Below are 14,696 nucleotides of genomic sequence, written 5' to 3' on the forward strand. Positions count from 1 at the left end.
GGGAAAAGGCCCGCCCTTCGGGGGGCGGGCCGCTGGTCCTCAGTAGCCCCGGGGTTTCGGCCAGGGCATGGTGAACTGCGCCCCCCGGTTCACGAAGCGGTAGCGCCAGAAGTGGAACCACAAGGACACGACGATGTAGAAGCCGATCATCGCGACAAGCTGGGTCCCGTAGCCCAGGAACACCGCGAAGAAGGTCACCGAGCAGATGGTCAGCAGGGTGATCGCCGGAACCGGGTGGAACGGGTGTTCATAGCCGCGCTTGATCGTATCCAGCGGCCACTTGCGCCGGAAGAGGATGATGTTCAGCGGCATGAAGGTATAGCCCAGAAGGCCCGAGAGGATCGAGAAGGTGATCACCTGGTCCAGGGGCGCGCCAAGGGCGAAGATCAGCGCGATCGGGACCAGAAAGACGATCGACCGGTAGGGGGTGCGGTAGCGGGGATGCACCGCGCCGAACCAGCCGGGCAGATACTTGTCGCGGCCCATCGCGAACCAGGCGCGGGACGCGTCGTTGATGCAGCCGTTGGCGGAGGCGAGCGTGGCGAACAGCGTTCCGAAGCCCAGGAGCCACAGAAGACCCGTCGACCCGGACAGTCGCGCCGTGTCGAACAGCGGTGCCACCGACCCGCTTACCCCGTCGCCCAGGTATTCCCAGGGCAGCACGCCACTGCACATGTACCAGGTCAGCGTCGCCGCGATGAGCAGCGTCATGATCCCGGCCAGCGTGCCAAAGGGCAGCGACCGCGCGGGCGAGCGGACTTCCTCGGCCGCCTGCGTCGTGCCCTCGATGCCAAGAAAGTACCAGAGGCCGAAGTGCATGGCGGCAAGGACGCCGATCCAGCCGTAGGGCAGCTCATGCCCCTCGAACAGCGCCGCGTGCTCCATGATCCCGCCGCCGAAGATGCCGGAGGTCGACAGGAACAGGATGATGATGGCGCAGAAGGCGATGGCGGTGATGACCAGGTTGAAGGTCAGCGTCGCCAGCACGCCGCGGTAGTTGAGCCAGGCCAGGAACATGATGACCAGAATGATGAACGGGCGCTGGTCCAGTTCTCCGGTGTGGCCGGTCATCTGCGCCACGACCGAGAAGAGGTAGCCCGCCGTGATCGCGTTGGCGGCCTCCAGCATCGTGTAGGCGAAGACGAGGTAGAGGCCGACGTTGAAGGCCATCAGGGGCCCGATGATATGCTTGGCCTGGGTGTACTGGCCGCCCGCCGAGGCGACCGTGGAGGTGACCTCGGAATCGATCATGGCGACGCAGGAATAGAGGATCCCCGCGAACCAGCAGGCGATCAGCGCGGCATAGGCCCCGCCTTTGCCCACGGCGAAGTTCCAGCCCATGTATTCGCCGACCAGAACGATGCCGACGCCAAGCGCCCAGACGTGGGCCGGGCCAAGGACGCGGAGGAGGCCGACCTTGGTGCCATGCGGCCCCATGCCGTCCATCGTTTGCGAAGTGATGTCTACGTCGGCCATGTCAGTGCGCCTTGTGCTCTTCGGCCATCGCCTCGAGCTCGCCTTCGCGAGAAGAGGTCAGGACGTCTTCGGAATAGGTCGAGTCGGTCTTCAGCCAGTCGACCAGCATGTGCAGCCCAAGGAGGGCCGAAAGCCCCCAGGCGCCATATTCAAGCCAGTTCCACAGATCCATGTCGGTCACTCCCCGAACTTTTCAGAAATGACCTCGCGGTATTCCACTTCGGAAAACCGCAGGATCAGGAAGTAATACAGCAGGATGACCGCGATCATCGTTAGAAGCGCAGTGATCGAGAAGCTGTAGTCGAACCGTGCGAGGATGAGGTCGTGCGCGGTCTCGGGCGTGTAGCCAAGCGCTTCGTACTTGGCGGCCTGCGCCGCGTTCTGTCCCAGCGCTTCCCAGGTCGGTTCGGTCACCGGCGCCGCAACGGTCTTTGCGGCGCCAGCCATCCCCAGCCACAGCGGAACGAACAGCGCGCCGACGGTCAGGACGACCAGCACGACCACGTCGAACAGCTGGCTGGCCTTGCCCTGCTTCGGAGGTACGTAATGTGCCATCGTCAGCCCTTCCTGCCCTTGGCTTCGTCGAGGAACTTGATGTCGATGCCGTACATGAAGTCGCGGTCCTCGCGGTAATGGCGCAGCATCGCCAGGATGGCCGCCGTGTTGAACAGCAGTACCACCGCTCCGCCGATCAGAAGCAGCAGGCGGGCCGTGCTGTTCGGGGCCAGGTTCCAGGTTGCCAGCGCGACGAAGATGACGGCGAACCACAGGCCGATGACGAACGCCCATGCCACCATGACATCGCGTCGATGCATCGCCTCAATCCGCTGATTAAGGTCAGTCACAGGTTTCCTCCCTAGGGCTGTGGTTCACCGCTCCCTAGACGCAGCCCGTCGTCTTTCCCCGTGCGGCAACTTTGTTTTCCTCAGGGAAAGCCACCTGCGACACTCTGTCAAGGAAAACCGCAGATGCCTGCAGTTTAAGCAGTGATTTTCCCGACAGGTGAAAAATGTTTCTTACCAGTTGACAGGCGCAACCGGAGTGCTAGCGTCATCGCAATCACGTGAAGGAGACGAATCCATGTGTGGCATCGTTGGACTTTTTCTGAAGGACCCGAAGCTGGAACCGCAGCTCGGCGCCATGCTGACGGACATGCTCATCACCATGACCGACCGCGGCCCCGACAGCGCGGGGATCGCGATCTATGGCGGGGCCAAGGACGGTCTGGGCAAGATCACCATCCAGTCGGCAACCCCCGACAAGGATTTCAAGAATCTCGACGGCGACCTGCATGACGCCATCGGTCAGCCGGTGACCATGAAGATCAAGTCGACCCATGCGGTGCTGGAAGTGCCGCTGGCGCAGATGGACGCCGCACGCTCGGCGCTGTCGCACCTGCGCCCCGGCGTCAAGGTAATGAGCGCGGGCGACTCGATCGAGATCTTCAAGGAAGTGGGCTTGCCCAAGGACGTGGCCGCCCGCTTCGAGGTGTCGAAGATGAAGGGCACCCACGGCATCGGCCACACCCGGATGGCCACCGAATCCGCCGTCACCACGATGGGCGCGCACCCGTTCTCGACCGGGGCGGACCAGTGCCTGGTGCACAACGGGTCGCTCTCGAACCACAACGGCGTCCGGCGCGAGCTGATCCGCCAGGGCATGACCTTCGAGACCCAGAACGACACCGAGGTCGGCGCCGCCTTCATCAGCCACAAGCTGAAGACCGGCGAGACGCTGGGCAACGCGCTTGAGGCGACGCTCACGGACCTCGACGGGTTCTTCACCTTCGTCGTCGGCACCAAGAACGGCTTCGGCGTCGTCCGCGACCCCATCGCCTGCAAACCGGCCGTCATGGCCGAAACCGACCAGTACGTCGCCTTCGGGTCGGAATACCGGGCGCTCGTCAACCTGCCGGGCATCGAGGACGCCCGCGTCTGGGAACCCGAGCCCGCAACTGTGTACTTCTGGGAGCGTTGAGAGAATGCAGACCTTCGACCTGGGGAAAGAGGGCCTCCGCGCGCTCAATTCCTCGCTTCACGCCCTGAAGGGCCAGACCAACATGACGGCCTGGGAAGTCATCAACCCGAAAGGCGCGCATGCAATCGCCGCCGGGGTGGATGCGCCGGTGGATATCACGGTGCGGGGCTCGACCGGCTACTACTGCGCCGGCATGAACAAGCAGGCGACGATCCGCATCAAGGGCTCGGCCGGGCCGGGCGTGGCCGAGAACATGATGTCGGGCACGGTGATCATCGACGGCAACGCCAGCCAGTATGCCGGGGCCACGGGCCGCGGCGGTCTTCTGGTGATCAAGGGCAATGCTTCGTCCCGCTGCGGCGTGTCGATGAAGGGCATCGACATCGTCGTCCACGGCTCCATCGGCCACATGTCGGCCTTCATGGCGCAGTCCGGGAACCTGGTGGTGCTGGGCGATGCCGGGGATGCGCTGGGCGACTCGCTTTACGAAGCGCGGCTTTTCGTGCGCGGCAACGTGAAGTCGCTGGGCGCGGACTGCATCGAGAAAGAGATGCGGCCGGAACACCTGGCACTCCTCGCCGACCTGCTGAAGCGCGGCGAAGCGGATGGCAAGGCGAAGCCGGAAGAGTTCAAGCGCTACGGCTCGGCTCGCAAACTGTACAATTTCAACATCGACAACGCGTCGTCGTACTGAGGCAGCAATGACCGATCTTCCCCGTACCCCGCCCCGTTTCTCGGCAACCTTCACCCCCGCGGTGAACGCCGAAATCCGCCGCGCGGCCGCCTCTGGCATCTACGACATCCGCGGCGGCGGCACGAAGCGGCACCTGCCGCACTTCGATGACCTGTTGTTCCTCGGCGCCTCGATTTCCCGCTACCCGCTGGAAGGCTACCGCGAGAAGTGCTCGACCGACGTCTGGCTGGGCACCCGCTTCGCCAAGAAGCCGATCCACCTGGATATCCCGATCACCATCGCTGGCATGTCCTTCGGTGCGCTGTCCGGCCCGGCCAAGGAAGCCTTGGGCCGTGGCGCTTCGGCCGCCGGGACCTCGACCACCACCGGCGACGGCGGGATGACCGAGGAAGAGCGCGGGCATTCCAAGACGCTGGTCTACCAGTACCTGCCCAGCCGCTATGGCATGAACCCCGACGACCTGCGCCGCTGCGATGCGATCGAGGTCGTGGTCGGTCAGGGTGCGAAGCCCGGCGGCGGTGGGATGCTCTTGGGTCAGAAGATCAGCGACCGCGTGGCCAACATGCGGAACCTGCCCAAGGGGATCGACCAGCGCTCGGCCTGCCGTCACCCGGACTGGACCGGCCCGGACGACCTGGAGATCAAGATCCACGAACTGCGCGAGATCACCGATTGGGAAAAGCCGATCTACGTCAAGGTCGGCGGCGCGCGGCCCTACTATGACACTGCTCTGGCGGTGAAGGCGGGCGCGGACGTGGTGGTGCTGGACGGCATGCAGGGCGGCACGGCGGCGACGCAGGACGTGTTCATCGAGCATGTCGGCATGCCGATCCTTGCTTGCATCCCGCAGGCGGTGAAGGCGCTGCAGGACCTGGGCATGCACCGCAAGGTGCAGCTGATCGTCTCGGGCGGTATCCGGTCGGGTGCGGACGTGGCCAAGGCGATGGCGCTCGGCGCCGACGCGGTGGCCATCGGGACGGCGGCGCTGATCGCGCTGGGCGACAACGATCCGAAGTGGGAAGAGGAATACCAGAAGCTCGGCACCACGGCGGATGCCTACGACGACTGGCACGAAGGCCGCGACCCGGCCGGGATCACCACGCAGGACCCCGAGCTCTTCAAGCGCTTCGACCCGGTGCTGGGTGGCCGTCGCCTGAAGAACTACCTGAAGGTGATGACGCTGGAAGCGCAGACCATCGCGCGGGCCTGCGGCAAGAACCACCTGCACAACCTGGAACCCGAGGACCTGTGTTCGCTGACCATCGAAGCAGCGGCGATGGCGGGGGTTCCGCTGGCGGGCACCAACTGGATACCGGGACGGAACGGCGGCTTCTAAGCCGCCGTTTCCCCTTCAGCAAACAAAGAAAAGACTTAGGGAGTTACAGTGATGGCTAAGGACCTTGCCAAGTGGGCAAAGGATAAAGGCGTCAAGTATTTCATGGTTTCCTACACCGATTTGTTCGGTGGACAGCGCGCGAAACTGGTGCCGACGCAGGCGATCAACGACATGGCGGTCGACGGGGCGGGCTTTGCCGGCTTTGCCACCTGGCTGGACCTGACGCCCGCGCACCCCGACATGATGGCGGTGCCTGACCCGGAAGCCGCGATCCAACTGCCCTGGAAGAAGGAAGTCGCCTGGGTCGCCTCGAACTGCGTGATGGAAGAAAAGCCCCTCGCCCAGGCCCCGCGCAACGTGCTGCGGCGCCTGATCGACGAGGCGGCGAAGGAAGGCCTGCGGGTCAAGACCGGGGTCGAGCCGGAATTCTTCCTGCTGTCCCCCGAAGGCGACAAGATCGCGGACCCCTACGACACCGCCGAGAAGCCCTGCTATGACCAGCAGGCCGTGATGCGCCAGTACGACTGCATCGCCGAGGTCTGCGACTACATGCTGGAGCTGGGCTGGGAGGCCTACCAGAACGACCACGAGGACGCGACCGGCCAGTTCGAGATGAACTGGAAATACGACGACGTCCTGCAGACCGCGGACAAGCACAGCTTCTTCAAGTTCATGATGAAGTCGGTCGCCGAAAAGCACGGCTTGCGCTGCACCTTCATGCCGAAGCCGTTCAAGGGCCTCACCGGGTCGGGCTGCCATGCCCATATCTCGGTCTGGAGCCTCGACGGCACGAAGAACGCCTTCGCGGACAAGTCGAAGGAGCTGGGGCTGTCGGACCAGGGCCGCAACTTCCTGGGCGGGATCATGAAGCACGCCTCGGCGCTGGCGGCGATCTGCAACCCGACGGTGAACAGCTACAAGCGGATCAACGCCCCCCGCACCTCCTCGGGCGCGACCTGGGCGCCGAACACGGTCACCTGGACCGGCAACAACCGGACCCACATGGTGCGCGTGCCGGGGCCGGGGCGGTTCGAACTCCGCCTGCCCGACGGCGCGGCGAACCCCTACCTGATGCAGGCGGTGATCCTGGCCGCCGGTCTGGACGGCGTCCGCACCAAGGCCGATCCGGGCCGTCGCTACGACATCGACATGTACCAGATGGGGCACACGGTGAAGAACGCGCCGAAGCTGCCGCTGAACCTGCTGGATGCGCTGCGGGAGTACGACAAGGACAAGACCCTGAAGTCGATGATGGGCGACGAGTTCAGTGCCGCCTTCCTGAAGCTGAAGCACAAGGAATGGAACGACTACTGCAGCCACTTCTCGGCCTGGGAGACGCAGAACACTCTGGATATCTGATTTCTGTCCACGGTGGACAAAAACGGGAAGCCGAGCGATTCCAATATGTTGCGGCTTTCCGTTCGGGAAATCTTAACCAATCGGGAGCCGGGCGGATTGCAGCCTGTCCGGCCCTGACGGGCGGTTTCGCCCTTTCTTGCCTACCCTGAACCCCCAACTGGCCCCGGAGCGATCCGGGGCTTTTGTTCCTTCGGCTCACTCCACCGGCGTTTCCGGCGCCGCGATGTGGACGGCCAGCAGGCAGCCATTCGGCGTGAACGAGTTGTGCTCGGTCCCGTCGCGGTAGAAGACCATGTCGCCCGCACGCAGGATGGTGCCGTCGCTTTCGTGCAGCTCGCCTTCCAGGATCAGGAACTGTTCGTGGCCGTTGTGGCGATGCCCGCGCGTCGTCATGCCGGGGGGCATCCGGTAGACATGGAAGCCCACGCCCAGTGGAGGCCCGTCGTCGAGCTGCAGGACAGCGTCGCCGAGTGCGATCCCGTCGGGGTAGACGAAGGGCGTGAAGGTGGCGCTGTGGATGTTGGCGATCCGGCGGTCCTTGGGGCTGATGGGCTGCATTGGGCGCTCCGCTTCCGTTGCCTGAAGGTAAACTTTCTTGACGCAGGTCAAGGCGGATTGTGGGGTTTGGTGGTTGGTGGTGTCCAGTAACCGAGAAGGGAATGCACATCATGACAAGCAAGATTCTCTGCCCAACTGACGGGACTGACCACGCCACTGTCGGCGTGCTCCTTGCGGCAGAGGTGGCGAAGGCCACCGGCGGCCACCTGACGATCTGCGCGGTCAACATCGCGCATGGCGGGGTCCGCGGGCCGACCATCAGCCACTGGAGACCGGAAGAGGTCCAGAAGGTGCTTGCAGACGCCGAGGCGCTGGCGAAGAGCGAGGGTGCCGCGGATATCGGCACGGTCGAGGTCGTGGCCCGTGAAGCGGCCCCCGCCATCATCGCCTATGCCGAGCAGAACGGCTACACCCACATCGTGATGGGCACCGGCGACAAGCGAGGACTGCAGCGGCTGGTCCTGGGCTCCGTCGCCAGCGAAGTCGCCACGCGGGCGCATTGCACGGTGACCATTGCCCGTTAAGTGGACTTGCGCCTAGAATTCACGCAAAAGTTGCATCTCGGACCCCGGAGCGCCCCGCTTTCGGGGTCCGACCTTGTTTACCGTGAGTAAGATTATTTGACACAGGCGCAACTTTGTCTCTAGGCTGCGCGAAAACAAGCGCGCCCGAAGCGTAAAAAAGACTCACCATCCGGAGGTTGACCCATGAAGAAGAGAGTAGCCGTCATTGGAGCGGGGCCGTCGGGCCTTGCGCAGCTGCGCGCGTTCCAGTCGGCAAAGGCGAAGGGCGAGGATATCCCCGAGATCGTCTGCTTCGAGAAGCAGTCGAACTGGGGTGGCCTGTGGAATTACACCTGGCGCACGGGGTTGGATGAACACGGCGAGCCCGTCCATTGCAGCATGTACCGCTACCTCTGGTCGAACGGCCCGAAGGAGGGCCTGGAGTTCGCCGATTATTCCTTCGAGGAGCATTTCGGCAAGCAGATCGCCAGCTACCCGCCGCGCGCGGTGCTATTCGACTACATCGAGGGCCGGGTGAAGAAGGCGGGCGTCCGCGACTGGATCCGCTTCTGCACCACGGTTCGGATGGTCAACTACAACAAGGACAAGGGCAACTTCACCGTCACGGTGCATGACCTGAAGGCCGACCGGATGTATTCCGAGGACTTCGACAACGTCATCGTCTGCTCGGGCCACTTCTCGGTGCCGAACGTGCCGGAATACCCGGGCTTCGACAAGTTCAACGGCCGCGTGCTGCACGCCCACGACTTCCGCGACGCGCGCGAGTTTGCGGGCAAGGACCTGCTGCTGCTGGGCTCCAGCTACTCGGCCGAAGACATCGGGTCGCAGTGCTGGAAGTATGGCGCGAAGTCGATCACGGTGGCCTACCGGAATGCGCCCATGGGCTTCAAGTGGCCGGACAACTGGAAGGAAGTCCCGAAGCTGGAGCGGGTGGACGAGACCACGGCCTATTTCGCGGACGGCACGTCCAAGAAGGTGGACGCGATCATCCTGTGCACCGGGTACAAGCACCACTTCCCGTTCCTGCCGGATGACCTGCGGCTGAAGACGGCGAACCGGCTGGCGACGGCGGACCTGTATAAAGGCGTGGCCTGGGTCCACAACCCGAAGCTCTTCTACGTCGGCATGCAGGACCAGTGGTTCACCTTCAACATGTTCGACGCGCAGGCCTGGTGGGTGCGCGATGCGATCATGGGCAAGATCAAGATCCCGACGGACAAGGCGGTCCTGTTGAAGGACGTCGAGGACCGGGTGGCGGGCGAGGACGCGGGCAAGGATGCCCATGACGCGATCCACTACCAGGGCGACTATGTGAAGGAGCTGATCGCCGAGACGGACTATCCGTCCTTCGACGTGGACGGCGCCTGCGAGGCCTTCTTCGAGTGGAAGGAGCACAAGAAGCAGGACATCATGGCCTTCCGCAACAACGCCTACAAATCGGTCATCACCGGCACGATGGCCCCGGTTCACCACACGCCCTGGAAGGACGCGCTGGAGGATTCGATGGAGAGCTACCTCCGGAACTGACCTCTTCGACAGATCGCGAAGGCCCCGGCAGTGTCCGGGGCCTTTTGCTTTCCGACTCACTTCTGCCGGTTTTCCGGGCAGGCGCTTCCTTTCTGTGCCTTCGGCTTGGTCAATTGCCGCCGCGCCCGCGAATCCCCGGCCCGGTTGGGGCACAAAAGCCGGAACTCTTCCGGGCGGACATTACCTCACTCCCGCCAGCTGCTCGGCACGTATCGGAGCGGCAGCACCAACCGGGAGACGATCATGGAAGAACAGATCGCGGCCTTGACCGCAGAGCTTGCCGCCATGAAGGACAGCATGGCCGGATTGAACAAGACGACGGCAGAGACCTTCTACTGGCTGACCATTCCGTTGATGGTCCTGATCCACGCGGGGTTCCTGTCCTATGAGATGGGGGCGAGCCGCGCGAAGAACGCGCTGGCTTCCGGGATCAAGAACATCCTCGCCTTCGCCTTCATCATCCCGACCTTCTACTACGCGGGCTGGTTCATCTACTGGGCCTTCCCGACGGGCTTCAGCATGGAGCCGGGGCCGATCGGCACCTCGGGCTGGGACTATGCGGTGGGGGCTGCGAATCCGGTGGGGTCGGTCATGGGGCCGAACGTGGCGGACAGCGCGACGGGGGTGTTCTTCGGGGCCTTCGCGATGTTCGCGGCCACGACGGCCAGCATCATGTCGGGCAGCCTGATCGAGCGCATTCAGATCGTGGGCTTCACCATCCTGGCCATTGTGCTGGGGAGTTTCGTCTGGATCCTGGGCGCGGCCTGGGGCTGGCATGCGGACGGCTGGCTGGTGACGAGCCTGGGCTACCATGACTTCGGTGCCTCGGGTGTCGTCCATGCCATCGCGGGGTTCTTCACGCTGGGGGTGCTGATCAACCTGGGCGCGCGGATCGGGAAGTTCAACCCGGACGGAAGCGCCAACGCCATCGCGGGCCATTCGATGCCGGCGGCGCTGGTGGGGCTGATGCTGATCATCGCGGGCTTCTGGGGGTTCCTCATGGGCTGCGTGATCTTCCCGGGCGAGCCGTGGAGCTGGGGGTCGGGCATCTTCCATTCGATCTACGGCACGCCGGTTACCCTGTCGGGGATGACCTTCAACATCCTGATGGGCTTTGCCGGGGGCGCAATTGCCGCCTGGGTGATGACGCATGACCCGTTCTGGATGATGTCCGGCGCGCTGGGCGGGATCATCTCGGTCGCGGCGGGGCTGGACCTCTACTGGCCGCCGATGGCCTTCGTCATCGCGATGATCGGCGGGGCGATCATGCCGCTGGTCGCGGGCTATGTGGAAAAGCTGCGGATCGACGACGCGGTAGGCGCGGTGGCGCTGCATGGCGTGGTGGGTCTGTGGGGCGTCGTGGCCGTGGGCATTTTTGCCAGCGGCTATCCGGCGCTGACGGCCGAGGGGGCTCCGACGATCACGCTGTATGGTCAGGTGGTCGGCGCGCTGGTGATGGCCGCGCTGGGCTTCATCCCGGGCTACTTCGTCTCGCTCGCGCTGAAGAAGCTGGGTCTGCTGCGCGTCCCGTCCTCGGCCGAGATCCTGGGTCTCGACAAGGTCAAGGTCCCGGTCGAGGCCTACCCCGAGTTCCTGGGCGCGAAACCCGCGCCTGCAACCCCTGCCGAATGAGAGGAGCACTGCAATGCTGATTGGAACCAACATCACCGACTGGGCCACCGTGGAAGGCGCCTATTACGCCGGACAGGGGACCGAGGGCATCTGGCTGGCCCTGTCGATGCTGCTTTGCGTCGTCGCCCTGGTGGCGGGTGCGCGGCACGAGAAGGCCGCCTACCGGAAGGCCGGCTGAGTCTCTGGACTTCGCGCCGGAATGACGACAGGTTCGGACCCGGGGGAATATCCTCCGGGTCCGCACAGTTTTTGACCCCATGCCCCGCCGATCGGGTCCGCTGACTGATCCTACGGGAAACAAATATTCGTCCAGATAAATTTTCTCTCGCTTTGAGTGCGAGGCCGTGCTTTTCTCGCGCCATCGGGAGTCTGGGGGGCTCTCTGATATGAGCGAGCGCCGGATGGCGACAGGTCGAGGAGCGACGAACACCTCACGACGGATCCAGTGCGCTTTTACCAAGGGCTTCCGGCAAGAAGGGCAGCGATAAGCCCAAGGTCGGTTTGCCCTTTCCAACAGGAGAGAGGGAATGACTACTGAAATCGGAATCGCCCGGGCAGAGCCCGGGTCGGGCCAGATGGTCCGGGCGCTCAGCTGGAAGGGGGCCTTCTGGGTCGCCGCCGGCGTGCCGCCGCTGGTGCTTTTCTCGATCGGCGGGATCGCCGGGACGACGGGGAAACTGGCGTTCCTCGTCTGGATGATCTCGATGGTGATGGGCTTCCTGCAAAGCTTCACCTATGCCGAGATGGCCGGGATGTTCGGCAACAAATCCGGGGGCACCTCGGTCTATGGCGCGACGGCGTGGCTGCGCTATTCCAAGCTGATCGCGCCCCTGTCGGTCTGGTGCAACTGGTTCGCCTGGTCGCCGGTGCTGTCGCTCGGCTGCGCCATCGCGGCGGGCTACATCCTGAACGCGCTCTTCCCGATCCCCCTGGCTGACAGCCAGCCCGTGATCGACTGGGTGGCCGCGAACATCGCCAACTACACGGCCGAGACGCAGTCGGTCATCGACTACATGGCCGCCAACGCGGGCACGGGTGTCGAGGACGCGATCAAGGCCGTCGCGGCCGCCGACGGGGTTTCGGCGCTGACGCCGTGGTTCCGCACCTGGGAGGCCTTCCAGATCACCATCCCGGGCCTTGGCAACCTGCACTTCAACTCGACCTTCGTGATCGGCGTGATCCTGATGCTGATCATCCTGTTCATCCAGGAACGCGGCATCGCCTCGACCGCGTCAGCGCAGAAGTATCTGGCGATCATCGTGCTTATCCCGCTGCTGCTGGTCGGCCTGGTGCCGATCCTGACCGGCTCGATCAACTGGATGAACGTGACCAACCTGGTGCCGCCCACCGCCGCCTACTCGGGCGTGGACGGCGAGTGGAACGTGGGCGGCTGGACCCTGTTCCTGGGCGGCCTCTACATCGCGGCCTGGTCGACCTACGGCTTCGAGACCGCGGTCTGCTATACCCGCGAGCTGAAGGACCCCAAGACAGACACCTTCCGGGCGATCTTCTATTCGGGCCTTCTGTGCGTGGTGTTCTTCTTCCTCATCCCCTTCTCGTTCCAGGGGGTCTACGGGGTGGAAGGGATGCTCGCGACCGGCATCGTCGACGGCACCGGCGTGGGCGAGGCCATGGGCAACATGATCGGCGGCGGGCCGGTCATCACCCAGATCTTCGTCATCCTGATGATCATGGCGCTGTTCCTGGCGATCATGACCGCGATGGCCGGGTCGTCGCGGACGCTGTACCAGGGCGCGCGGGACGGCTGGCTGCCGAAGTACCTGGGCGAGGTCAACAGCCACGGCGCACCGCGCAACGCGATGTGGACGGACTTCACCTTCAACGTGATCCTGCTGGCGCTGGCCTCGGACGTGGCGGGGTACTTCTACGTCCTCGCCATCTCGAACGTCGGCTACATCATGTTCAACTTCCTGAACCTGAACGCAGGCTGGATCCACCGCATCGACAGCGCGCACATGGAGCGTCCGTGGAAAGCGCCGACCTGGCTGATCGGACTGAACACGATCCTGGCTTTCGTCAACGCCCTGTTCCTGGGCGCGGGCGCCAAGGTCTGGGGTTACGAGAACGCGCTGTGGTCGGGGCTGATCTTCGCCTCGTTCATCCTGCCGGTGTTCTGGTTCCGCCACTACTACCAGGACGGCGGCAAGTTCCCGAAAGAAGCCTACGATGATCTCGGCCTGCCCTACGGCGAGCTGGGTGAGCGGAAGGCTGGCGTCCTGCCCTACCTGGCGCTGATCCTGGGGGCGGGCGTGGTGCTTTGGGCCAACTGGTTCTTCGTTCTGCCCGCCTGACGCAACCGCAACCGCTTTGAGAAGGCCGCCCACCATCGGGCGGCCTTTTTCTTGGGCGAATGTTTTCTGCCAAGAAAGATTTTTGCACTTCATTATTGATTTCCGTCGGGAATCGCCTAACACTCGGCGAAAATCAAGACCACAAGGGGAGGGTAACAGATGACGAATTCCTGGCGTTTCTCGGCACTGATGGACCGGCACCGGGCTTTGGGCTCGAACCTGGAAGACTGGAGCGGGATGGGCACGGCCTGGTCCTATTCCAAGGGCGATCCGAACGCCGAATACATGGCGATCCGCACCAAGGCGGGGCTGATGGACGTGTCGGGCCTGAAGAAGGTCCACATCACCGGCCATGCCGCCACCCACGTGATCGATCGCGCCACCACCCGCGACCCGGAAAAGGTCGCCCCCGGCAAGTCGGTCTATGCCTGCATGCTGAACGACGCCGGCAAGTTCATCGACGACTGCATCATCTATCGGATGGGGCCGAACAGCTACACGGTCGTCCACGGCTCGGGTCAGGGGTTCGAGCAGCTGACGATGGCCGCCACGGGGCGCGACGTCTCGATCCGCTTCGACGACAACCTGCACGACCTGTCGCTGCAGGGGCCGCTGGCGGTCGACTACCTTGAGAAGCACATCCCCGGCGTCCGCCAGCTGCCCTACATGGGCCACATGCCCGCGATGCTGTTCGGCAAGCCGATCACCCTGTCGCGCACCGGCTACACCGGCGAGCGCGGCTATGAAATCTTCTGCCGTGGGCAGGACGCGGGCGAGATCTGGGACCGCATCCTCGAGGAAGGCGCCAGCATGGGGATTATCCCCTGCCGCTTCACCACCTTGGACATGCTGCGGGCCGAGAGCTACCTGCTGTTCTACCCCTTCGACAACTCGGAAATGTATCCGTTCGAGAACGAAGGCCCGGGCGACACGCTGTGGGAACTGGGCCTCGAATGGACGGTCACCAAGGGCAAGACCGGGTTCCGTGGCGCGGAAGAGCATTACCGCCTGCAGGGCAAGGAACGCTTCAAGATCTCGGGCCTGAAGTTCGAGGGCAAGAAGGTTCCCGGCAACGCGCCGATCTACAAGGACGGCAAGAAGGTCGGCGTGGTCACCCAGCCGATGTATTCGCCGCTGAACGACTGGGTCGTGGCGATTGCCCGCCTGGAAGTGGACTGCGCGAACAACGGGACCGAGCTGGAAGTGCGCTGCGGGACCCACGGGCCGCTGAAAGCGGTGTCGGCGCCGCTGCCGTTCTACGACGTGGAAAAAAAGCGTCGGACGGCCAAGGACTGATCTTC

At 64.1% G+C, this 14,696-nt stretch carries 15 protein-coding genes; 10 read left to right on the forward strand and 5 right to left on the reverse strand.

The window, feature by feature from the left end; all coding sequences use genetic code 11:
* Positions 1–39: 39 nt before the first annotated feature.
* The 4 genes from ACE3Q6_RS14810 to ACE3Q6_RS14825 are packed head-to-tail and all read right to left on the reverse strand — an operon-like array spanning position 40 to position 2,321.
* A complete protein-coding gene (locus ACE3Q6_RS14810; RefSeq protein WP_374433894.1) occupies positions 40–1,476 on the reverse strand; it encodes an APC family permease in 1,437 nt (478 codons plus the stop codon).
* Between the two features lies 1 nt (position 1,477).
* Entirely contained in the window at positions 1,478–1,657 is a 180-nt protein-coding gene (locus ACE3Q6_RS14815) for a hypothetical protein (protein ID WP_374434082.1), read from the reverse strand.
* Positions 1,654–2,031 carry a hypothetical protein gene (locus ACE3Q6_RS14820; protein WP_374433896.1) on the reverse strand — a complete coding sequence of 126 codons (378 nt, stop codon included), beginning with the start codon at positions 2,029–2,031 and terminating at the stop codon, positions 1,654–1,656. Before ACE3Q6_RS14820 ends, ACE3Q6_RS14815 begins: the two co-directional genes overlap by 4 nt.
* A 2-nt stretch (positions 2,032–2,033) precedes the next feature.
* Positions 2,034–2,321 (reverse strand): hypothetical protein, encoded by a 288-nt coding sequence (locus ACE3Q6_RS14825; protein ID WP_374433898.1) that lies wholly within the window; start codon positions 2,319–2,321, stop codon positions 2,034–2,036.
* 235 nt (positions 2,322–2,556) lie between these two features.
* Here ACE3Q6_RS14825 and ACE3Q6_RS14830 point away from each other — a divergent pair, with 235 nt between their 5' ends.
* The 4 genes from ACE3Q6_RS14830 to glnT are packed head-to-tail and all read left to right on the forward strand — an operon-like array spanning position 2,557 to position 6,842.
* Entirely contained in the window at positions 2,557–3,453 is an 897-nt protein-coding gene (locus ACE3Q6_RS14830; RefSeq protein ID WP_374433900.1) for a glutamine amidotransferase family protein, read from the forward strand.
* A gap of 4 nt (positions 3,454–3,457) precedes the next feature.
* The gene (locus tag ACE3Q6_RS14835; protein WP_374433902.1) at positions 3,458–4,147 is read left to right on the forward strand and encodes a protein GlxC; all 690 of its coding nucleotides are present in this window, start codon (positions 3,458–3,460) and stop codon (positions 4,145–4,147) included.
* Positions 4,148–4,154: 7 nt separating this feature from the next.
* A complete protein-coding gene (locus ACE3Q6_RS14840) occupies positions 4,155–5,483 on the forward strand; it encodes an FMN-binding glutamate synthase family protein (RefSeq protein ID WP_374433906.1) in 1,329 nt (442 codons plus the stop codon).
* A gap of 51 nt (positions 5,484–5,534) precedes the next feature.
* Entirely contained in the window at positions 5,535–6,842 is a 1,308-nt protein-coding gene (glnT, locus tag ACE3Q6_RS14845; RefSeq protein ID WP_374433908.1) for a type III glutamate--ammonia ligase, read from the forward strand.
* A 195-nt stretch (positions 6,843–7,037) separates the two neighbouring features.
* Here glnT and ACE3Q6_RS14850 read toward each other — a convergent pair whose 3' ends face one another.
* Entirely contained in the window at positions 7,038–7,400 is a 363-nt protein-coding gene (locus ACE3Q6_RS14850) for a cupin domain-containing protein (RefSeq protein ID WP_374433911.1), read from the reverse strand.
* Positions 7,401–7,510: 110 nt separating this feature from the next.
* Here ACE3Q6_RS14850 and ACE3Q6_RS14855 point away from each other — a divergent pair, with 110 nt between their 5' ends.
* The 6 genes from ACE3Q6_RS14855 to ACE3Q6_RS14880 all read left to right on the forward strand — a co-directional run bounded on the left by ACE3Q6_RS14855 (position 7,511) and on the right by ACE3Q6_RS14880 (position 14,691).
* Positions 7,511–7,924 carry a universal stress protein gene (locus ACE3Q6_RS14855; RefSeq protein ID WP_374433914.1) on the forward strand — a complete coding sequence of 138 codons (414 nt, stop codon included), beginning with the start codon at positions 7,511–7,513 and terminating at the stop codon, positions 7,922–7,924.
* Positions 7,925–8,107: 183 nt separating this feature from the next.
* Complete coding sequence (locus ACE3Q6_RS14860; protein WP_374433916.1) at positions 8,108–9,451, forward strand: NAD(P)-binding domain-containing protein; 1,344 nt, start codon at positions 8,108–8,110, stop codon at positions 9,449–9,451.
* 243 nt (positions 9,452–9,694) lie between these two features.
* Positions 9,695–11,083: an ammonium transporter gene (locus tag ACE3Q6_RS14865; protein WP_374433918.1), complete on the forward strand. Its 1,389-nt coding sequence runs from the start codon at positions 9,695–9,697 to the stop codon at positions 11,081–11,083.
* A 13-nt stretch (positions 11,084–11,096) separates the two neighbouring features.
* Positions 11,097–11,261, forward strand: a complete 165-nt coding sequence (locus ACE3Q6_RS14870) for a hypothetical protein (protein WP_374433921.1) — start codon at positions 11,097–11,099, stop codon at positions 11,259–11,261.
* A 349-nt stretch (positions 11,262–11,610) separates the two neighbouring features.
* Positions 11,611–13,395, forward strand: a complete 1,785-nt coding sequence (locus ACE3Q6_RS14875; protein WP_374433924.1) for an APC family permease — start codon at positions 11,611–11,613, stop codon at positions 13,393–13,395.
* A gap of 159 nt (positions 13,396–13,554) precedes the next feature.
* Entirely contained in the window at positions 13,555–14,691 is a 1,137-nt protein-coding gene (locus tag ACE3Q6_RS14880; protein ID WP_374433926.1) for an aminomethyltransferase family protein, read from the forward strand.
* Positions 14,692–14,696: the final 5 nt, after the last annotated feature.

This window comes from Tabrizicola sp. (assembly GCF_041913445.1).
Lineage (GTDB): Bacteria > Pseudomonadota > Alphaproteobacteria > Rhodobacterales > Rhodobacteraceae > Tabrizicola.